Origin of the sequence: Streptomyces sp. NBRC 109706, assembly GCF_000974485.1 — a bacterium.
Lineage (GTDB): Bacteria > Actinomycetota > Actinomycetes > Streptomycetales > Streptomycetaceae > Streptomyces.
Map to the genome: position 1 here is coordinate 404,016 of NZ_BBOM01000005.1, position 15,068 is coordinate 419,083.

The window sequence follows — 15,068 nt, forward strand, 5'->3', positions numbered from 1 at the left end:
AGTTCGGCTCTTCGACACCGCTCAGGGAAAGGCCCACCCGCCCATGTCGCTCGCTCTCGACCCCGTCAGCCAGGATCTCCTCTTCCGGGAGGCGCACACCGCCCGCTCGTTCACCGACGAGCCCGTGTCCGACGAGACGATCGCGGCCGTCTACGACCTCGTCAAGCTGGCGCCGACGGCCTACAACACGTCGCCGCTGCGGATAACGGTGCTGCGCACCGAGGCGGCCAGGGAGCGGCTGCTGCCGCTGGTCTCCCGGAGCAACCGACCGCGGATCGCCGCCGCCCCGCTGACGGCGATCCTCTCCGCCGATCTGCACTTCCACGAGAAGCTGCCGCAGCTGATGCCGGCGCTGCCCACCCTCAAGGACGATCTGTACGGCGACGCCGAGGTCAGGGAGGGCCAGGCCCTGCTCAACACCGGCCTGCAGATGGGCTACTTCCTGGTGGGTGTGCGGGCGGCCGGGCTGGCCGTCGGGCCCATGTCGGGTTTCGACGCCGAGGCCGTGGACAAGGAGTTCTTCGGCGACGGGCGGCAGCGCTCGCTGGTGCTGGCGAACATCGGGCATCCGGCCCCCGACGCCTACTCCCCCAGGGCGCCCCGGCTGGCCGCCGACGAGGCGATCACCACCCTGTGAGCGGGGCCGGCGGCGCCTCGCGTGCCCGCCGGTTCGTTCAGGCGCCGGCGTCCCTGGGCTCCAGGGCGCCGGCCATCCTGGCCAGTTGGTCCAGCGGCGCGGTGCCCATCACCACCGTGGTCACATCGGCCTCGGAGAGCACCAGCGCGTCGTACTTCTCGCCCTCCCAGCGCGCCCAGTCCCGCCCGTCGACCCGTTCGGTGGCGCCGGTGTCCTCGGCCTGCTGGGTGACGGAGCGGACGAAGTCCTCCGCCGTGCCGTCCGCCTGTGCCAGCGCGACATACTCGTCGTCCGGGTTCACAAAGCCGAGGCGCCAGGTCACCCCGTGCTCCCCCTGCGGTTCGAACCGCACCGAGGTGGCGCGCCAGTCCTCGGAGAGTCCCACGGGCACCCGCACCGGATAGGGCGCCGCCCGCGCGGCGGTCGCCGAGGCCACCTCGTACTCCACCGTCCGCACCGGGTCCTGGCCGCCGCCGTCGTTGGACATCAGGAAGTAGGCGAGAAAGGTGCCGGCGCAGATGATGGCCAGGGACAGCACCATGTTCTGCACGGTCTGCAGGCGCAGCCGCTTCATCCGCCGGGCCCGCGCGTCGTCGCCCCCGGGCTCGGGGGTCGAGCCGGTCCCGTCCGGGGAGTCGTCGTTCGTCTGAGCCGCGGGCGCGGCCTCCGTCACGTCTTCGTTCGCCACCCCGCCATCGTCCCGCATGTCATGGCTTGTGCCGCAGCCACCCCCTGGTTCGCTCATCAGATAGGCGGTCTGCTCATCTGTGGCGGAGCGAGCTAGAGTCGGAGCACCCTCGCCTCAGCACGGCGCGCTCCCGGCGCGCGGAAAGGTGCGTCCCGATGACCGACCAGCATCTGCCCTCCCCTCTACGGGTGGCCCCCGAAGCCCCCGACCGCAACCTGGCGTTGGAGCTGGTCAGGGTGACCGAGGCCGGCGCGATGGCGTCCGGGCGCTGGGTCGGCAGGGGGGACAAGAACGGCGCGGACGACGCGGCGGTGCGGGCCATGCGCGCGCTGATCTCCACCGTCTCCATGAACGGGGTGGTGGTCATCGGCGAAGGTGAGAAGGACCACGCCCCGATGCTCTACAACGGCGAACGCGTCGGCGACGGCACGGGCCCCGAGTGTGATGTGGCCGTGGATCCGGTGGACGGCACCACCCTCACCGCCAAGGGGATGGGCAACGCCGTCTCCGTGCTGGCGGTCGCCGAGCGCGGCGCGATGTTCGATCCCAGCGCCGTCTTCTACATGGACAAGCTGGCCACCGGCCCGGAGGCGGCGGAGTATGTCGACATCGACGCCCCGCCCGAGGTCAATGTGCGCCGGGTGGCCAAGGCCAAGGGCGGCTCGCCCGCGGATGTGACGGTGGTCATCCTGGACCGGCCGCGCCACACCGATCTGGTGCGTCGGGTGCGGGAGGCCGGCGCCCGGATCAAGTTCATCCAGGACGGTGACGTGGCCGGCGCCATCATGAGCGTCCGGGAGGGCACCGGCGTCGACCTGCTGCTGGGTGTCGGCGGCACCCCGGAGGGCATCATCGCGGCCTGCGCCATCAAATGCCTGGGTGGCACCATCCAGGGCAAGCTCTGGCCCAAGGACGAGGAGGAGCGCCGCGCGGCACTGGACGCGGGCCACGATCTGGACCAGGTTCTGCACACCGACGATCTGGTGCACGGCGAGAACGCGTTCTTTGTCGCCACCGGCGTCACCGACGGCGAGCTGCTGCGCGGGGTGCGGTACCGCGCGGAGACGGCCAGCACCCAGTCCCTGGTGGTCCGTTCGCGCTCGGGCACCATCCGGCAGATCGACTCCACCCACCGGCTGTCCAAGCTGCGCGCCTACAGCGCCATCGACTTCGACAGCCCGAGCGGCCGCTAGGGCTTCGCCGGGTCCCCGCCGGCGGCGTCGTGGCGGGCGCGTGCCTCGGCCACCTCGGGGGCGTGGGTCAGCGCCCAGTGGGCCAGCGCCGACAGCGGGGCCAACAGGGTGCGGCCCAGCGGGCTGAGGTCGTATTCGACGGTGGCCGGCACGGTCGGGAAGACCGTGCGGGTCACCAGTCCGTCGCGTTCCAGGGCGCGCAGGGTCCTGGTGAGCATCCGCTGGCTGATCTCCTCGATGCCCCGGTGGAGTTGGTGGAACCGGAGCGGCCCGTCGCCCAGGCAGACCAGGACCAGCACGCTCCATTTGTCGCCGACCCGGCGCAGGACATCCGTCGCCGGGCAGGCCCGGTGCTCGTCCGCGCTCACCGGGAGCGCCAGCCGTGGCTCCGGCGGCATCCGTACGGCATTGTCCGTTGCGGACATCAATGTGCCTCCTTTCGTCGTTCCTCCGGATCAGCTGATAATCCGTCGCGAACCCAGCGTAGTCAGACGGCCCCTCAGGAGACGGCATGAGCAGTGAGATCCCCCCGCCCCGCACGATCGTGGTCTCCGGGGGCACGGACGGCATCGGGCGGGCCCTGGTCCGCGACCGGCTGGGCCGGGGCGACCGGGTGGTCGCCATCGGCAGCACCCCGGGCAAGGGGGAGGCGCTGCTCGCCGAGGCCGAGCGGTCGGGGGCCGCCGGCCGGCTCACCTTCCTGCGGGCCGAGCTGAGCCTGATCGCCGAGGTCGAACGGGTGGTGGAGCGGATCAGCGCGACCCATCCACGGGTCGACGCCCTGGTGCTCGGCGCCAACCGGGTGCTGACCCGCCGCCAGGAGACGGCGGAGGGGCTCGAGTTCACCTTCGCCCTGTACTACCTGAGCCGGTACCTGCTCGGGCACGGGCTGCGCGGGGCGCTCGCCGCCGCCCCGGAACCGTTGATCGTCAACATCAGCGCGCCGGGCCTGAAGGCGGGCCGGGTGCACTGGGACGACCCGCAGCTGACCGACAACTACCGCACCGTGCGCGCCCAGGCCCAGAGCGGCCGGGCCAACGATCTGCTGGGCGTGGACTTCGCGGCCCGGCCGTCCAGCCCGGCCCGCTATGTGCTGTACCACCCGGGCTTCACCAGGTCGCCCGGCAGTTGGGCCCACCTCTCCTGGCCCGTCGCCACCTCGCTCCGGCTGCTGGCCAGGGTCGCCGCGCGCTCTCCCGAGGAGGCGGCCGGCCCGCCGAGCCGGCTGATCGACGCGCCGCCGGCCGAGCCGCTCACCGCCGTCGACCGGGGCCGCCCCGTCGATCCCGGACTGCCCACCTTCGACCCCGGGGACGCGGCACGGCTCGCCCGGGAGACCCGACGACTGATACGCGCCACCGTGGGCACCAGCCCGCTGCTGCCCGACGAGACGCCCAACGACCAGGCAGGCGCGGAGAATTAGCGCACGGGACGGTCAAGGCGAGATCGGGCGTCCGCAGAGGATGCGGGCGCCAGACGGGAACGACCGGCGGCCCCGGGGCGACCCGACGAGGCGGGTGCGCCGGGGCGTGACGCGGTACCGGTCGAAAGCCGCGGCTCGCGAGGCGGGACGGCGCGTCAGGGGGCGGCGGCGATGGCCGGTGTGGATGCCGCCGCCCCGCTGGAACCGGAAGACGACCGTGGCGGGTGTGGGGGTTGTGTCCTGCTCAACGCGCGTTTCGGGGTGGGAGGCCGAACGGCGCGCAGGACGTCAGGCGATCCGGGTGACGTCCGCCTGGCGCCCGCCGGAGGTGGCCTCGCGGCGCCGCCGGCGGCTGAGCACCACCCGGCGCTCGGCGGCGGTCAGACCGCCCCAGACGCCATAGGGCTCGGGCTGGAGAAGCGCGTGCTCGCGGCATTCGAGCAGCACGGGACAACGGGCGCAGACCGACTTGGCTGCCTGCTCGCGGGAGAGGCGAGCGGCGGTCGGCTCCTGCGACGGGGCGAAGAAGAGCCCCGCCTCATCACGTCGGCAGGCGGCCTCCGAGTGCCAGGGGCCCGCCAGATCTCTTTGACTGGGCTGGGCGGGGCCGGCTGGGGACCACGGGGACTCGTGTGGCGGTGACGGTTGCAGCACGGTCAACTCCTGACGACGGCTACGGGGGGTCGCTCCTGGCAGGTGGACCCTCACCCGTCGTGGGAGCCCCACGGTTCTTTCCCACCATGCTCGGCCATACGAGTGACGGTCCCCGGAGCCCTACCCGCTGTGCGCACGCTTATGCACGGAGCGACCGTGTCACCCGCCGTATCACCCGAACCAGCCGCCCGCGGGGCCCTCGGGGCCCCGGCGGACCCCGGGGGCTCAGTCCGCGCTGAGGTCCCGCAGTCGCTTGCCGGGCACCGCCTTGGCCTCCAGGCCGCCCATGATGGCCACGCCCTGCACCGTGATCACGGGCGCGCGCGGATCGGGGGACTCCGTCTCATGCACCTCGAAGCCCCCCATGATGCCGCTGCCCCCGCTGCGCAGGGTGACGTTCTCCGGAACCTTGATGTCCACGCCGCCCCAGAACGCCACGACGTTGAGCACCACATGCTGCTGGTCGAAGATCGCCTCGGTGAAGTCCAGGTCGACTCCCCCGCAGACGGCCACCGCGTTGATCTTGGCGCCGACCCGCCAGGTGCCCTTGCGGGTCGCGCCGCCGAACACCGCCACGACGTTCTTCGCCTCCGGCGCCGCGGGGGGGCCGCCGGGTGCGCGCTGGGCCACGCCGGCCGGGCCCTGGGCGGGCGCCAGGGACGGGCTCGCCGACGCCCGCTGGCCCGCCGGCAGATCGTTGATCAACGGCTCCAACTCGCCGATGGTCTTGGAACGGTAGAGCGCGTCGAGCCGCTCGGCGTGCTCCTCCGGCTCCAGCCGCCCCTCGGCGAGCGCATCGCGCAGGATGTCGGCGATACGGTCCCGATCGGCGTCGGAGGCGCGCACGCTCTTGGGGCCCGCCGCTGGCACGGCCGGCGAAGCGGCCGACGCCTCCTCGGCCGAAGCGGACGGCCCCGACGGGACGGGCGAAACGGCGGCGGGCGGGCCGGACTGCTTCTCCATGGACCGGGACTGCTTCTCCAGGGACACGGCCGGCGGATTCTCAGCGTTCACCCCGCCAGACTAGCGACTCGCGATACATCGCGACCAGTGCCCGACGACGATCGGCCGGATCCCAGCACCGCCGGCCGCCCCGGGGAACCGTCCGACAACGTCGCCTTCACGCCGTCAACTTCCGTGAAAACCACTCGAAGTGGGTATTTTCCCGAATGGGGCGCGGGGCACGAAGGTACCCGTATGTCACGGTTGGCTCACCCCCCTTCCCAACGATCAGGGAGCAGCCAACGTGCTCACCATCGGTGACAAGTTCCCCACCTATGAGCTGACCGGCGTCGTCGGCCCGTCCGAGAACCTGCGGTTCGAGACCTTCAGCAGCAAGGATCGCGCGCCGGGCTGGTCGGTGATCTTCTTCTGGCCGAAGGACTTCACGTTCGTCTGCCCCACGGAGATCGCCGCGTTCGGCCGGCTGACCGGCGAGTTCGCCGAGCGCGACGCGCGGTTGCTCGGCGTCTCCGGCGACTCCGAGTTCGTGCACCACGCCTGGCGCCGCGACCACGCCGATCTGCGGGAGCTGCCGTTCCCCATGCTGGCCGACCCCAAGCACGAGCTGATGAGCGCCTGCGGCGTGCGCGGCGAGGACGGCTTCGCGCAGCGGGCGGTCTTCGTGGTGGACCCGGACAACGAGATCCAGTTCGCCATGGTCACCGCCGGCTCCGTCGGCCGCAACCCGACCGAGGTGCTGCGGGTCCTGGACGCCCTGCAGACCGACGAGCTGTGCCCGTGCAACTGGTCCAAGGGCGAGCCCACGCTGGACGCCGACAAGCTGCTGGCGGGTGTGTGACCCCGATGGCCCTGGAGGAGCTTCGGGCGGCGATGCCGCCCTATGCCAAGGATCTGCGGCTCAACCTCGGCTCGTTGACGACCCATTCGCAGCTGACGGAGCAGCAGCTCTGGGGCACGCTGCTGGCCTGCGCGGTGGCCTGCCGCAGCGCGCCGCTGCTGCGTGAGGTGGAGCCCGAGGCGCGCAAGCACCTCTCCGACGAGGCCCATGGCGCCGCGCGGACGGCGGCGGCGCTGATGGCGATGACCAACGTGTTCTACCGCACCCGGCATCTGCTGGCCGACCCGGCGTACGACGCGCTGCCGGCCGGGCTGCGGATGAACGCGCTGCGCGATCCGGGCGTGCCCCGGGTGGACTTCGAGCTGTGGTCGCTGGCGGTCTCGGCCGTGGGCGGCTGCGGTCGCTGCCTCGAAGCCCACGAGCGGACGCTCCGCGAGGCCGGCATGCCCCGGGAGGCCATCCAGGAGGCGTTCCGGGCGGCCGCCGTGCTGGCCGCGACGGCCAGCACCCTGGACGCCGAGACGGCGCTGCACGGCCCCGTGGACTGACCCGCGGATGCCGCCGGGGGCCGGCCGCGCCGGCTCAGCCGGCGGCGGGCGGGGCCACCTCGAACCAGACCAGCTTTCCGGTGCTCAGCCGGGTCGCGCCCCACTGCCGGGCCAAGCGCTGGACCAGGTACAGGCCCCGCCCGCCCTCGTCGGCCGGACCGGCCTGCCGCAGCCTGGGCAGCTGCGGAACGTCGTCGCCCACCTCGCAGCGCAGCACATCGGTGCGCAACAGCCGCAGGGTGACGGGGCGTTCGGCATACCGGACGGCATTGGTGACCACCTCGCTGACCAGCAGCTCCACCGAGTCCTCCAGCTCCGAGAGGTCCCAGCGGGCGAGGTTCTCCCGCACCATCCGGCGCGCCTCGCGCACCGACTCGGCGCGCGGATCCAGCCTGCAGAACGCCACATCGTCCGGCGCGATGCCCTCGAACCTGGCGGCCAGCAGCGCGATGTCGTCGTCCCGGTCGCCCGGGCCGACGATGTCCAACACCTCGTCGCACAGCGGCTCCAGCGGGGCCGCCGCGTCCGGCCTGGTCAGCTGCGAGATGCTGGCAAGCTTCTCCCGCAGATGCTCGACCCCGGTCCAGACGTCGCGGCTGCGCGACTCCACCAGTCCGTCGGTGTAGAGCAGCAGCGTGGCACCGGCCGGCGCGTCCACCTCGACCATCTCGAAGTCCACCCCGCCCACGCCGATGGGCGCGTTGGGCGGTAGGTTCACCAGCTCGGTCGAGCCGTCCACATGCAGCATCACGGGCGGCGGATGACCGGCGTTGGCGGCCGTGATGCGGTGCGCGACCGGGTCGTAGACGGCGTAGAGGCAGGTCGCCATCCGGTCCTGTCCCAACCGCTGCGCCTGCTCGTCGAGATGGTGCAGCACCTCAAGGGGCGGCAGGTCGAGCCCGGCCAGCGTCTGCACCGTGGTGCGCAGCTGTCCCATGATCGCCGCCGAGGTCGTCGAGTGGCCCATCACATCGCCCACCACCAGCGCCACTCGGCTGCCTGGCAGCGGGATCGCGTCGTACCAGTCGCCGCCGACCCGTGCGGACTGGGCGGCCGGCAGATAGCGGCTCGCCAGCCGGACGCCGGTCGGCTGCGGCAGGTCGTCGGGGAGCATGGTCCGCTGCAACTCGTCCGCGATCGACGCCTCCCGGCCGTAGAGCACGGCCTTGTCCACGCCCAGCGCGGAGTGGGTGGCGAGCTGCTGCGCCACCTGAAGGTCCTCGGCGGCGAACACGTCACGGTCCGGGCGGCGCAGGAAGATGGCCGCGCCGATCACCCGGCGCCGGCCACGCAGCGGGGTGAGGATCGCCCGCCTGCCCTCGGGCAGCGAGACGGCGCCGGTCAGCTCGCGCATGGCGGCCTTCGGGACCTGGCTCTCGATGAACACCGGGCGCACCCCGCGCAGCACCTCGGCCAGCGGCCCGTTGCCGCGCACTTCGACCAGCGGGGTGGCGCCGGACAGCAGTGGCAGCTCGCCACCGCCGCTGTCGGGCAGCGGGTCGCCGAGGGCCTCCAGGGTGAGCGCCTCGGGGATGCGGTCGGTGCGCCGCAGCTTGAGGACCCACGGGTTGACCGGCTGCTCGTCACCGACCGGCAACGGATGGCGCAGATAGACCAGGATGGCGTCCGAGAACGTCGGTACCGAGGCGCGGCACAGGCCGAGCACGATCTCGTCCAGGTCCATACCGCGCGCGATGCGTCGGGTGGCGGAGCCCACGAACCGCAGCCGCTCCAACTCCCGCATGCCGCCGGTGGGGGCCTCGTCGGTCGTGGGACGGACGAGAGGCGCTTCGGTGGTGTCCGGCTCGGATCGGGCGTGCGGCAGCGCTGGGCTCTCGGCGCGCGGTGCGTCCGCCGTGCGAGCCATGGGCTGCGGAGGGGTCGGGTCCGTCACGAGGGGCTGTCCATCCAGGCGGGAACTAGCGTGCGGGGTGGGGGTGTTGGGTTGTGTGGTCGTGGAGGCTGATCCTACGTTTGGCGCCCCGGGGCGTATCAAGAGGCTCTGGGGTGATCGGGCAGCCGATCGGACTGCGCGGAGTGGGTCAAAGAGGACGTCAGGCGGTCCCAGTGGGACGGCAGTCGGGGCCGGCGCCAGCGTGGATCGGGCCGCCAGGAAGGCCAGTTCTCGGCGAAGGGCGAGCCCCACTCCCTGATCAGGCCAACCGCTTCCCGGCCCGCGTCGCGGACCCGCGCCACCTGATCGGCGTCGAGCAGCCCCGCCATTTCTGCTTGGGCGAATTCGTCTTCGTCCCGCCACTCCCAGCTGCGGTCAGCGTAGACCACGATATCGAGAAAGTGATCCTCGGAATCCACCCCGCCGGACCACCGGCTCCGGGGCTCTTCAAGATTGACGTACCAGTTCTTGAAGCGCCAGTCCCGGTCCCAGAAAAGCCAGATCGACCAGGGGTCCCCGGGGCGTGCGAGCTTGAGCAGACCGTTGCCCAACCACCGGCAACGGGCCAGCACACGCGGCTTGGTGTACCGCGTGGCCAGCGGTTCCAGATGGAGTGGTGTGCCGTCGGCGAACTGTGGCCGGACGCACTCCGTACCGGGCGCCAGCCACACCGCGAGCAGATCGGGCGTGTCTCTGACGACCGTGACGGGCCGGCAGATATGGAAATGTCGGGCCCCATTGGCCCGATAACGCCACAGAATGTGGTCACCCGGTCGCCATGGATGCGCCCCGCCCGCTCCCTCGTTTCCCAACTCCATCGACACATGGTATTCGGGTCGCGGCGCGGGGTGGGCGCATCATGACTGACAGCACATCACGAGAACGTCAGGGGCGGGTCATCCGCAGCACGTCCAGGGCCTCGTCAAGCTGTTCCAGGGTCAGTTCACCCCGCTCGACATATCCGCCGTCCAGCACGGTCTCGCGAATGGTCTTCCGCTCGGCCAGTGCCCGCTTGGCGACCTTTGCGGCCTCCTCGTAGCCGATGTACCGGTTGAGCGGGGTGACGACGGACGGGGAGGACTCGGCGTACTCCAGGGCGCGCTCGACGTTGGCGGTGATGCCGTCGACGGTGCGGTCGGCCAGCAGCCGGGAGGCGTTGGAGAGCAGCCGGATCGACTCCAGCAGGTTCTTCGCCATCACCGGGAGCATGACGTTCAGCTCGAAGTTGCCGGCGGCACCCGCGGTGGTGACCGTGACGTCGTTGCCGATGACCTGCGCGGACACCATCAGCACCGCCTCGGGGATCACCGGGTTGACCTTGCCCGGCATGATCGAGGAGCCCGGCTGGAGGTCGGGCAGCGCGATCTCGGCGAGGCCGGTGCGCGGGCCCGAGGCCATCCACCGCAGGTCGTTGCAGATCTTGGTGAGCGAGACCGCGATGGTGCGGAGCTGTCCCGAGGCCTCGACCAGACCGTCCCTGGCGCCTTGGGCCTCGAAGTGGTCGCGCGCCTCGGTGAGCGGCAGCCCGGTGGCGCGGGCGACCTCGGCGATCACGGCGGCGGAGAAGCCGGGCGGGGTGTTGATGCCGGTGCCGACGGCGGTGCCGCCGAGCGGCAGCTCGGCCAGCCGGGGCAGCGAGGCGTTCAACCGCTCGATGCCGTAACGCACCTGCGCGGCGTAGCCGTCGAACTCCTGGCCGAGGGTGACGGGTGTGGCATCCATCAGGTGGGTCCGGCCGGACTTGACCACGCCGGCGAACTCCTGGCCCTTGCGCTCCAGGGACTCCGCGAGATGGGTGAGGGCCGGGACCAGCTCCTCGATCACGGCGCCGGTGGCGGCGATATGGATGGAGGAGGGGAACACGTCGTTGGAGGACTGGCTCGCGTTGACGTGGTCGTTGGGGTGCACGGGCCGACCGAGGCGTTCGGTCGCCAGGGTGGCCAGCACCTCGTTGGTGTTCATATTGGACGAGGTACCGGAACCGGTCTGGAAGACATCGATCGGGAAGTGCTCGTCCCAGCGGCCGTCGGCGACCTCGTCGGCGGCGGCGGCGATGGCCTCGGCCATGTCCTTCTCCACCACCCCGAGCTCGGCGTTGACCAGGGCGGCGGCGGCCTTGACGCGTGCCAGCGCGGCGATATGGGCGCGTTCCAGGCGCTGCCCCGAGATCGGGAAGTTCTCCACGGCCCGCTGGGTCTGGGCCCGCCACCTGGCGTCGGCCGGAACCCGCACCTCGCCCATCGAGTCGTGCTCGACGCGGTATTCGTTCGTACCAGTCATGGGGACGAATCTACCCGGCGGGCACAAGCCCTCGGGCCGGGGGCGAACCGGGGAGCCGAACGGGGCCCCGGGGCGGCAACCGCGCCCTGCGGAGCGCTGGTTGCCGCCCGGCGCGCGGGGGTGTGGGCAGGGCGCGCGGGCGCTCCCCGCGCCATGGTGTGCGCTCGCTCGACCGTGATCCTGCCCACAGGGCTCCCGGGGCGCCCCTCCCCCTACTCGGTGCGCAGGCCGTCCGGGCGCATCAGCCGCCAGAGCAGCGGCATGCTGCCCAGGGTGACCGCGCCGATGACTCCGGCGCCCACTCCGGCCATCGGCAGGAAGGCCAGCCAGCTCCCGAGCGGGAGATCCACCACGGACATCAGCAACGCTCCCAGCAGGACGCCGACCCCCGAGGCCAGGACCAGCCCGACCACCACCGGCAGGGCCGTCTGCCACAGCACCGAGGCTCCCAGCGTGGCCCGCGGCGTGCCCAGGGCCACCAGCGCGGACAACAGCTGCTTGCGCTCACGGAGTTGCTCCAGCGTGGTGACCAGCATGCTGGCCGCTATCAGCACCATCACCCCCGAGGCGCCGATGAGCATCCCCGTCTGGATTCGGGACAGATCCTCCGAGACCCGCGACGACGTGATCTCCCAGACCTCGCCCCCACCGGGGACCGCCCACACCTCGTTGCGCACCCGCTCCACCGTGTCCCGGTCGGAGAGATCGGCGGTCAGCAGCAGCCGGGCGAACCCGCCTTCGAGGCTCTTCCCGTCCAGCGCCCCGGGCGTCGCCAACAGGCCGTAGTACGTCCAGCCGGTGGGAGAGGCGACGGGCTGGATCTCCCGCACCGTCTCCGGGACCGTCCACAGAAGGGACTCCGTCTCGCTCTCGGAGAGATCCACCGTCTCGCCGGGGACGAGCATCGGCTCCTCCCAGTTCGCCGGGGCGGGCACCCGGAAGACGGCGCCGTCGACGCAGTCCGTCGCGGCGGACAGCTCGGCCAGCACCGAGCACTCGGCCACCAACATGCTCACGGCGGCCCGATCGACATCGGCGGCATCCCCCGGGTAGCCCACCAGGCCCTCCACATAGGGGTACGTGGCCGTCACGCCGGCCAACCGGCTCACCCGATCCGCCACCCCCGCTACCTCCGCGGCCCCGGGATCCCGCAGGCTGACCTCCAGCTGGGCCCGCGTCACATCGGCGCCGGTCTGCTCCGTCTCATCGGCCCTGACCCCGTCGAAGAGCATGTACAGCGCGGTGGCCCCGGCGACCGCGACCGTGATGCCGCTGATCGCGCGGACCGCGGGGCCGTTGCTCAACTGGAGCCGGCGCACCGCCAACTGCCAGGAGACCGGACCGCCCTGGAGCCGGCCGGTCACCCGCTCCACCAACCAGGGCAGCAGCGCGGTGGCCCCGGTCAACAGCAGCGCCACCCCGGCGACGGCCTGTGTCGCGGCCAGATCGCTGGTGCCGGAGAAGCCGCCCAACAGGGGCAGCAGCAGCGCCAGCCCGAGCAGCGCCGGCACCAGCCGCCAGACCAACCGGCGCGGGCGGGGCCGCGACTGCCGCACCACGCCCAGCGGCTCCACCACGATGGAGCGCATGGCGAACAGCGTGGCCCCGACGGCCAGGACCGGAACGGCCAGCAGCACCAACACGGCCAGCGGCGGGCTGGGAACGATATCTCCGACGAAGGTGCTGGTGTTGGCGACCGACAACCCCGCCAGCGGCGGCCGGACCGCCAGGAACAGCAGGACGCCCAGCACCAGGCCCAGCACCGCGCCGACCACGGCCTCCCCCGCCGCGATCCGGCGGGACATCATCGTGTCCGCGCCGACCAGCCGCAGCGCGGCCAACCGGCGGTCGCGTCGTTCGCCGCCGAAGCGCACGGCCGTGGTGATGAATATGGGCACCGGCATCAGCAGAACCACGCAGATGACCAGGATCAGCAGCACCAGAGCCGGGGACAGCCCTTCCTCGACATAGACCGGGTCGCCGAACCGCTCGATCCGGGTGCCCCGCTCCTCGGCGACCAGATCGTCGGCACCCAGATAGAAGTACAGCTCCTGGGAGCCGAGCAGCCCCTCGTCCCCGATGGTGCCCGCGCGGGGCTGGCTCAGCCGCTCGGCCAACAGCGCGCCGTCGGGCGAGTCCAGCAGCCGCTCCAGCGCCGGGGAGAGCACGATCTCGCCGGGCCGGGGGAAGGAACTCAGCCCCGGGGGCGGCGTGGCCGTGGTGCCCTCGCCGGCGTCCGGCTGGATCTCCCGACCCCCGATCTGCTCCCCGTGGTACTCCGTCCACACATCCTCGACCAGCAGGGTGTCGGAGGCCGGCTCGCTCACCTCGTTGCCCATCGTCGCCCGGGCGTCCGAGCGCTGGGAACGGCCGTCCATTACCTGGGGGATGGAGGTGGCCAGCAGGAGAACGGCCACCCCGAGGGCGATGCCGACAGCGGAGAGCGTGGTGCGGATCCAGCCGGACGGGCCGCCGGCGAGCGCCAGCCGGACGCCGAGCCCGAGATCCCGGGCCCAGACCCGGGGGGATGTGCGGCTCATACCGCCCCCGCCAGATCACGGGCGCGCCCGTCACGGACCACGACCTCGCGGTCGGAGTACGCCGCGACCCGGGTCTCATGGGTGACGAGGACCACCGCCGTGCCCGTGTCGCGGGCGGCGCTGACCAACAACCGCATCACCCGCTCGCCGTTGAGCGAATCCAGCGCTCCGGTCGGCTCGTCGGCGAAGAGCATCCGGGGATCGTTCACCAGGGCGCGGGCGACGGCCACGCGCTGCCCCTGGCCGCCGGAGACCTGCCCCGGCCGCTTGGCGGCGATATCCGCCACCTCCAACCGGGCCAGCCACTCCTCGGCCCTGGCCTCGGCGCGCTTGCGCGGCACGCCGGCCAGCCGGAGCGGGAGGGCGACGTTCTCCTCGCAGGTCAACTCGGGGACCAGCTGGCCGAACTGGAAGACGAAGCCGAACTCCTCGCGGCGCAGCGCGCTGCGCTCGGCGTCGGAGAGGGCGGGCAGCTCACGCCCCCGGTATGTCACCCGCCCGCTGTCCGGCGGCACGATGCCGGCGAGGCAGTGCAGCAGGGTGGACTTCCCCGAGCCGGAAGGGCCCATCACGGCCACCACCTCGCCCGCGTTGATGGTGAAATCGGCGCCGTCGAGCGCGGAGGTGGAGCCGTACTGCTTGTGGAGATCGCTCGCCGTGAGCAGGGCGGGGCTGGGGTTGTCGTTCATGAGCACACTTCCGATGCGAGCTGGTCGAGCCTGGCCGCCGTCAACTCAAGCCAGCGCAGGTCGGCCTCCAGATGGAACAGGGCGTGGTCGCATATCAGCTGGTCGGCCAGATCGCCGTCGAGCTTGCGGCGGGTCAGCTCGCGCATCAGGCGCAGATGCTCCGAGCGCTGGGTGTCCAGCAGATCCTGCGCCTCCCGGCCGGTGAGCAGCGCGAGCACCACCTTGGTGTAGAGGGTGCTCTGCAGATACGGCTCGGGCTTCTCCGGGCTGGCCAACCAGCGTTCGACGTCGGTGACGCCCGAGGCCGTGATCGCGTAGCGCTTCCGCTCCGGGCCGCCCCCCGCCTCGACCCCCTCCACCTCGACCATGCCGTTCTTCAACAGCCGGGACATGGTGGCGTAGACCTGCCCGTAGTGGAGCGGCCGGTCCTGACCGAAGTAGACGTCGAAGGTGCGCTTGAGGTCGTAACCGTGGCGTGGGCCGGACTCCAGGAGACCGAGCAGGGTGTGACTGATGGACATATCGAGGACTATACACTCCATGTATACCCCCCATGTATAGCCCTTCTGGGTGAAGACTTCCGGGCGGCACGGCGATTCGGCGGGCCGGCCGGGCGTCACCCTCGCGGCACGGAAAGGCCGCGAGGAGGCAACGCCGCGTGCCGGCCTCGCGTCTGATCCCCTAACGTGAGGAAACAGCGAGTACAACGCGGGCCAACGGG

15 protein-coding genes are annotated in these 15,068 nt (G+C 72.0%); 5 read left to right on the forward strand and 10 right to left on the reverse strand.

The window, feature by feature from the left end; genetic code table 11:
* Positions 1–43: 43 nt before the first annotated feature.
* A complete protein-coding gene (locus AOM46_RS06725; RefSeq protein ID WP_062206995.1) occupies positions 44–637 on the forward strand; it encodes a malonic semialdehyde reductase in 594 nt (197 codons plus the stop codon).
* A gap of 37 nt (positions 638–674) precedes the next feature.
* On the opposite strand, the gene AOM46_RS06730 is transcribed toward AOM46_RS06725, so the two are convergent.
* Positions 675–1,325 (reverse strand): DUF4245 domain-containing protein, encoded by a 651-nt coding sequence (locus tag AOM46_RS06730; protein WP_234313662.1) that lies wholly within the window; start codon positions 1,323–1,325, stop codon positions 675–677.
* 155 nt (positions 1,326–1,480) lie between these two features.
* On the opposite strand from AOM46_RS06730, the gene glpX reads away from it, so the two are divergent.
* Positions 1,481–2,518 carry a class II fructose-bisphosphatase gene (gene glpX / locus AOM46_RS06735; RefSeq protein WP_062206997.1) on the forward strand — a complete coding sequence of 346 codons (1,038 nt, stop codon included), beginning with the start codon at positions 1,481–1,483 and terminating at the stop codon, positions 2,516–2,518.
* Here the strand turns inward: glpX and AOM46_RS06740 are convergent.
* Positions 2,515–2,943 carry a helix-turn-helix domain-containing protein gene (locus AOM46_RS06740; protein ID WP_062206999.1) on the reverse strand — a complete coding sequence of 143 codons (429 nt, stop codon included), beginning with the start codon at positions 2,941–2,943 and terminating at the stop codon, positions 2,515–2,517. The two genes, glpX and AOM46_RS06740, sit on opposite strands and share 4 nt — an antisense overlap.
* Before the next feature lie 86 nt (positions 2,944–3,029).
* Between AOM46_RS06740 and AOM46_RS06745 the strand changes: the two genes are divergently transcribed.
* Positions 3,030–3,941, forward strand: a complete 912-nt coding sequence (locus AOM46_RS06745; RefSeq protein ID WP_067225972.1) for an SDR family NAD(P)-dependent oxidoreductase — start codon at positions 3,030–3,032, stop codon at positions 3,939–3,941.
* 288 nt (positions 3,942–4,229) lie between these two features.
* On the opposite strand, the gene AOM46_RS06750 is transcribed toward AOM46_RS06745, so the two are convergent.
* Positions 4,230–4,595 carry a WhiB family transcriptional regulator gene (locus AOM46_RS06750; protein ID WP_062207001.1) on the reverse strand — a complete coding sequence of 122 codons (366 nt, stop codon included), beginning with the start codon at positions 4,593–4,595 and terminating at the stop codon, positions 4,230–4,232.
* A gap of 225 nt (positions 4,596–4,820) precedes the next feature.
* Positions 4,821–5,585 carry a DUF1707 domain-containing protein gene (locus AOM46_RS06755; RefSeq protein ID WP_370592670.1) on the reverse strand — a complete coding sequence of 255 codons (765 nt, stop codon included), beginning with the start codon at positions 5,583–5,585 and terminating at the stop codon, positions 4,821–4,823.
* A 256-nt stretch (positions 5,586–5,841) separates the two neighbouring features.
* On the opposite strand from AOM46_RS06755, the gene AOM46_RS06760 reads away from it, so the two are divergent.
* Both AOM46_RS06760 and AOM46_RS06765 read left to right on the forward strand, forming a co-directional pair.
* Positions 5,842–6,396 (forward strand): peroxiredoxin, encoded by a 555-nt coding sequence (locus AOM46_RS06760; RefSeq protein WP_062207005.1) that lies wholly within the window; start codon positions 5,842–5,844, stop codon positions 6,394–6,396.
* Positions 6,397–6,401: 5 nt separating this feature from the next.
* Positions 6,402–6,944: a carboxymuconolactone decarboxylase family protein gene (locus AOM46_RS06765; RefSeq protein ID WP_062207013.1), complete on the forward strand. Its 543-nt coding sequence runs from the start codon at positions 6,402–6,404 to the stop codon at positions 6,942–6,944.
* Between the two features lie 34 nt (positions 6,945–6,978).
* Here the strand turns inward: AOM46_RS06765 and AOM46_RS06770 are convergent, their stop codons facing one another.
* The 6 genes from AOM46_RS06770 to AOM46_RS06795 all read right to left on the reverse strand — a co-directional run bounded on the left by AOM46_RS06770 (position 6,979) and on the right by AOM46_RS06795 (position 14,868).
* A complete protein-coding gene (locus AOM46_RS06770; RefSeq protein WP_078856549.1) occupies positions 6,979–8,811 on the reverse strand; it encodes a SpoIIE family protein phosphatase in 1,833 nt (610 codons plus the stop codon).
* 125 nt (positions 8,812–8,936) lie between these two features.
* The gene (locus AOM46_RS06775) at positions 8,937–9,656 is read right to left on the reverse strand and encodes a DUF402 domain-containing protein (RefSeq protein ID WP_062207017.1); all 720 of its coding nucleotides are present in this window, start codon (positions 9,654–9,656) and stop codon (positions 8,937–8,939) included.
* Between the two features lie 67 nt (positions 9,657–9,723).
* The gene (locus AOM46_RS06780; RefSeq protein ID WP_062207019.1) at positions 9,724–11,118 is read right to left on the reverse strand and encodes an aspartate ammonia-lyase; all 1,395 of its coding nucleotides are present in this window, start codon (positions 11,116–11,118) and stop codon (positions 9,724–9,726) included.
* A gap of 212 nt (positions 11,119–11,330) precedes the next feature.
* Entirely contained in the window at positions 11,331–13,658 is a 2,328-nt protein-coding gene (locus AOM46_RS06785) for an FtsX-like permease family protein (protein WP_062207021.1), read from the reverse strand.
* Positions 13,655–14,347, reverse strand: coding sequence for an ABC transporter ATP-binding protein (locus AOM46_RS06790; protein ID WP_062207023.1), 693 nt, complete (start codon positions 14,345–14,347; stop codon positions 13,655–13,657). Before AOM46_RS06790 ends, AOM46_RS06785 begins: the two co-directional genes overlap by 4 nt.
* Positions 14,344–14,868, reverse strand: a complete 525-nt coding sequence (locus AOM46_RS06795; RefSeq protein WP_062207025.1) for a PadR family transcriptional regulator — start codon at positions 14,866–14,868, stop codon at positions 14,344–14,346. The genes AOM46_RS06790 and AOM46_RS06795 overlap by 4 nt, the downstream gene beginning before the upstream one ends.
* Positions 14,869–15,068 lie beyond the last annotated feature (200 nt).

What these genes read in the sequence shown, in the direction of transcription:
- glpX (WP_062206997.1), top strand. Translation starts at nt 1,481, where the DNA reads ATGACCGACCAGCATCTGCCCTCCCCTCTACGGGTGGCCCCCGAAGCC.
- AOM46_RS06775 (WP_062207017.1), bottom strand. Translation starts at nt 9,656, where the DNA reads ATGGAGTTGGGAAACGAGGGAGCGGGCGGGGCGCATCCATGGCGACCG.
- AOM46_RS06765 (WP_062207013.1), top strand. Translation starts at nt 6,402, where the DNA reads ATGGCCCTGGAGGAGCTTCGGGCGGCGATGCCGCCCTATGCCAAGGAT.
- AOM46_RS06745 (WP_067225972.1), top strand. Translation starts at nt 3,030, where the DNA reads ATGAGCAGTGAGATCCCCCCGCCCCGCACGATCGTGGTCTCCGGGGGC.
- AOM46_RS06790 (WP_062207023.1), bottom strand. Translation starts at nt 14,347, where the DNA reads ATGAACGACAACCCCAGCCCCGCCCTGCTCACGGCGAGCGATCTCCAC.
- AOM46_RS06770 (WP_078856549.1), bottom strand. Translation starts at nt 8,811, where the DNA reads ATGGCTCGCACGGCGGACGCACCGCGCGCCGAGAGCCCAGCGCTGCCG.
- AOM46_RS06780 (WP_062207019.1), bottom strand. Translation starts at nt 11,118, where the DNA reads ATGACTGGTACGAACGAATACCGCGTCGAGCACGACTCGATGGGCGAG.
- AOM46_RS06740 (WP_062206999.1), bottom strand. Translation starts at nt 2,943, where the DNA reads ATGTCCGCAACGGACAATGCCGTACGGATGCCGCCGGAGCCACGGCTG.
- AOM46_RS06795 (WP_062207025.1), bottom strand. Translation starts at nt 14,868, where the DNA reads ATGTCCATCAGTCACACCCTGCTCGGTCTCCTGGAGTCCGGCCCACGC.
- AOM46_RS06785 (WP_062207021.1), bottom strand. Translation starts at nt 13,658, where the DNA reads ATGAGCCGCACATCCCCCCGGGTCTGGGCCCGGGATCTCGGGCTCGGC.
- AOM46_RS06725 (WP_062206995.1), top strand. Translation starts at nt 44, where the DNA reads ATGTCGCTCGCTCTCGACCCCGTCAGCCAGGATCTCCTCTTCCGGGAG.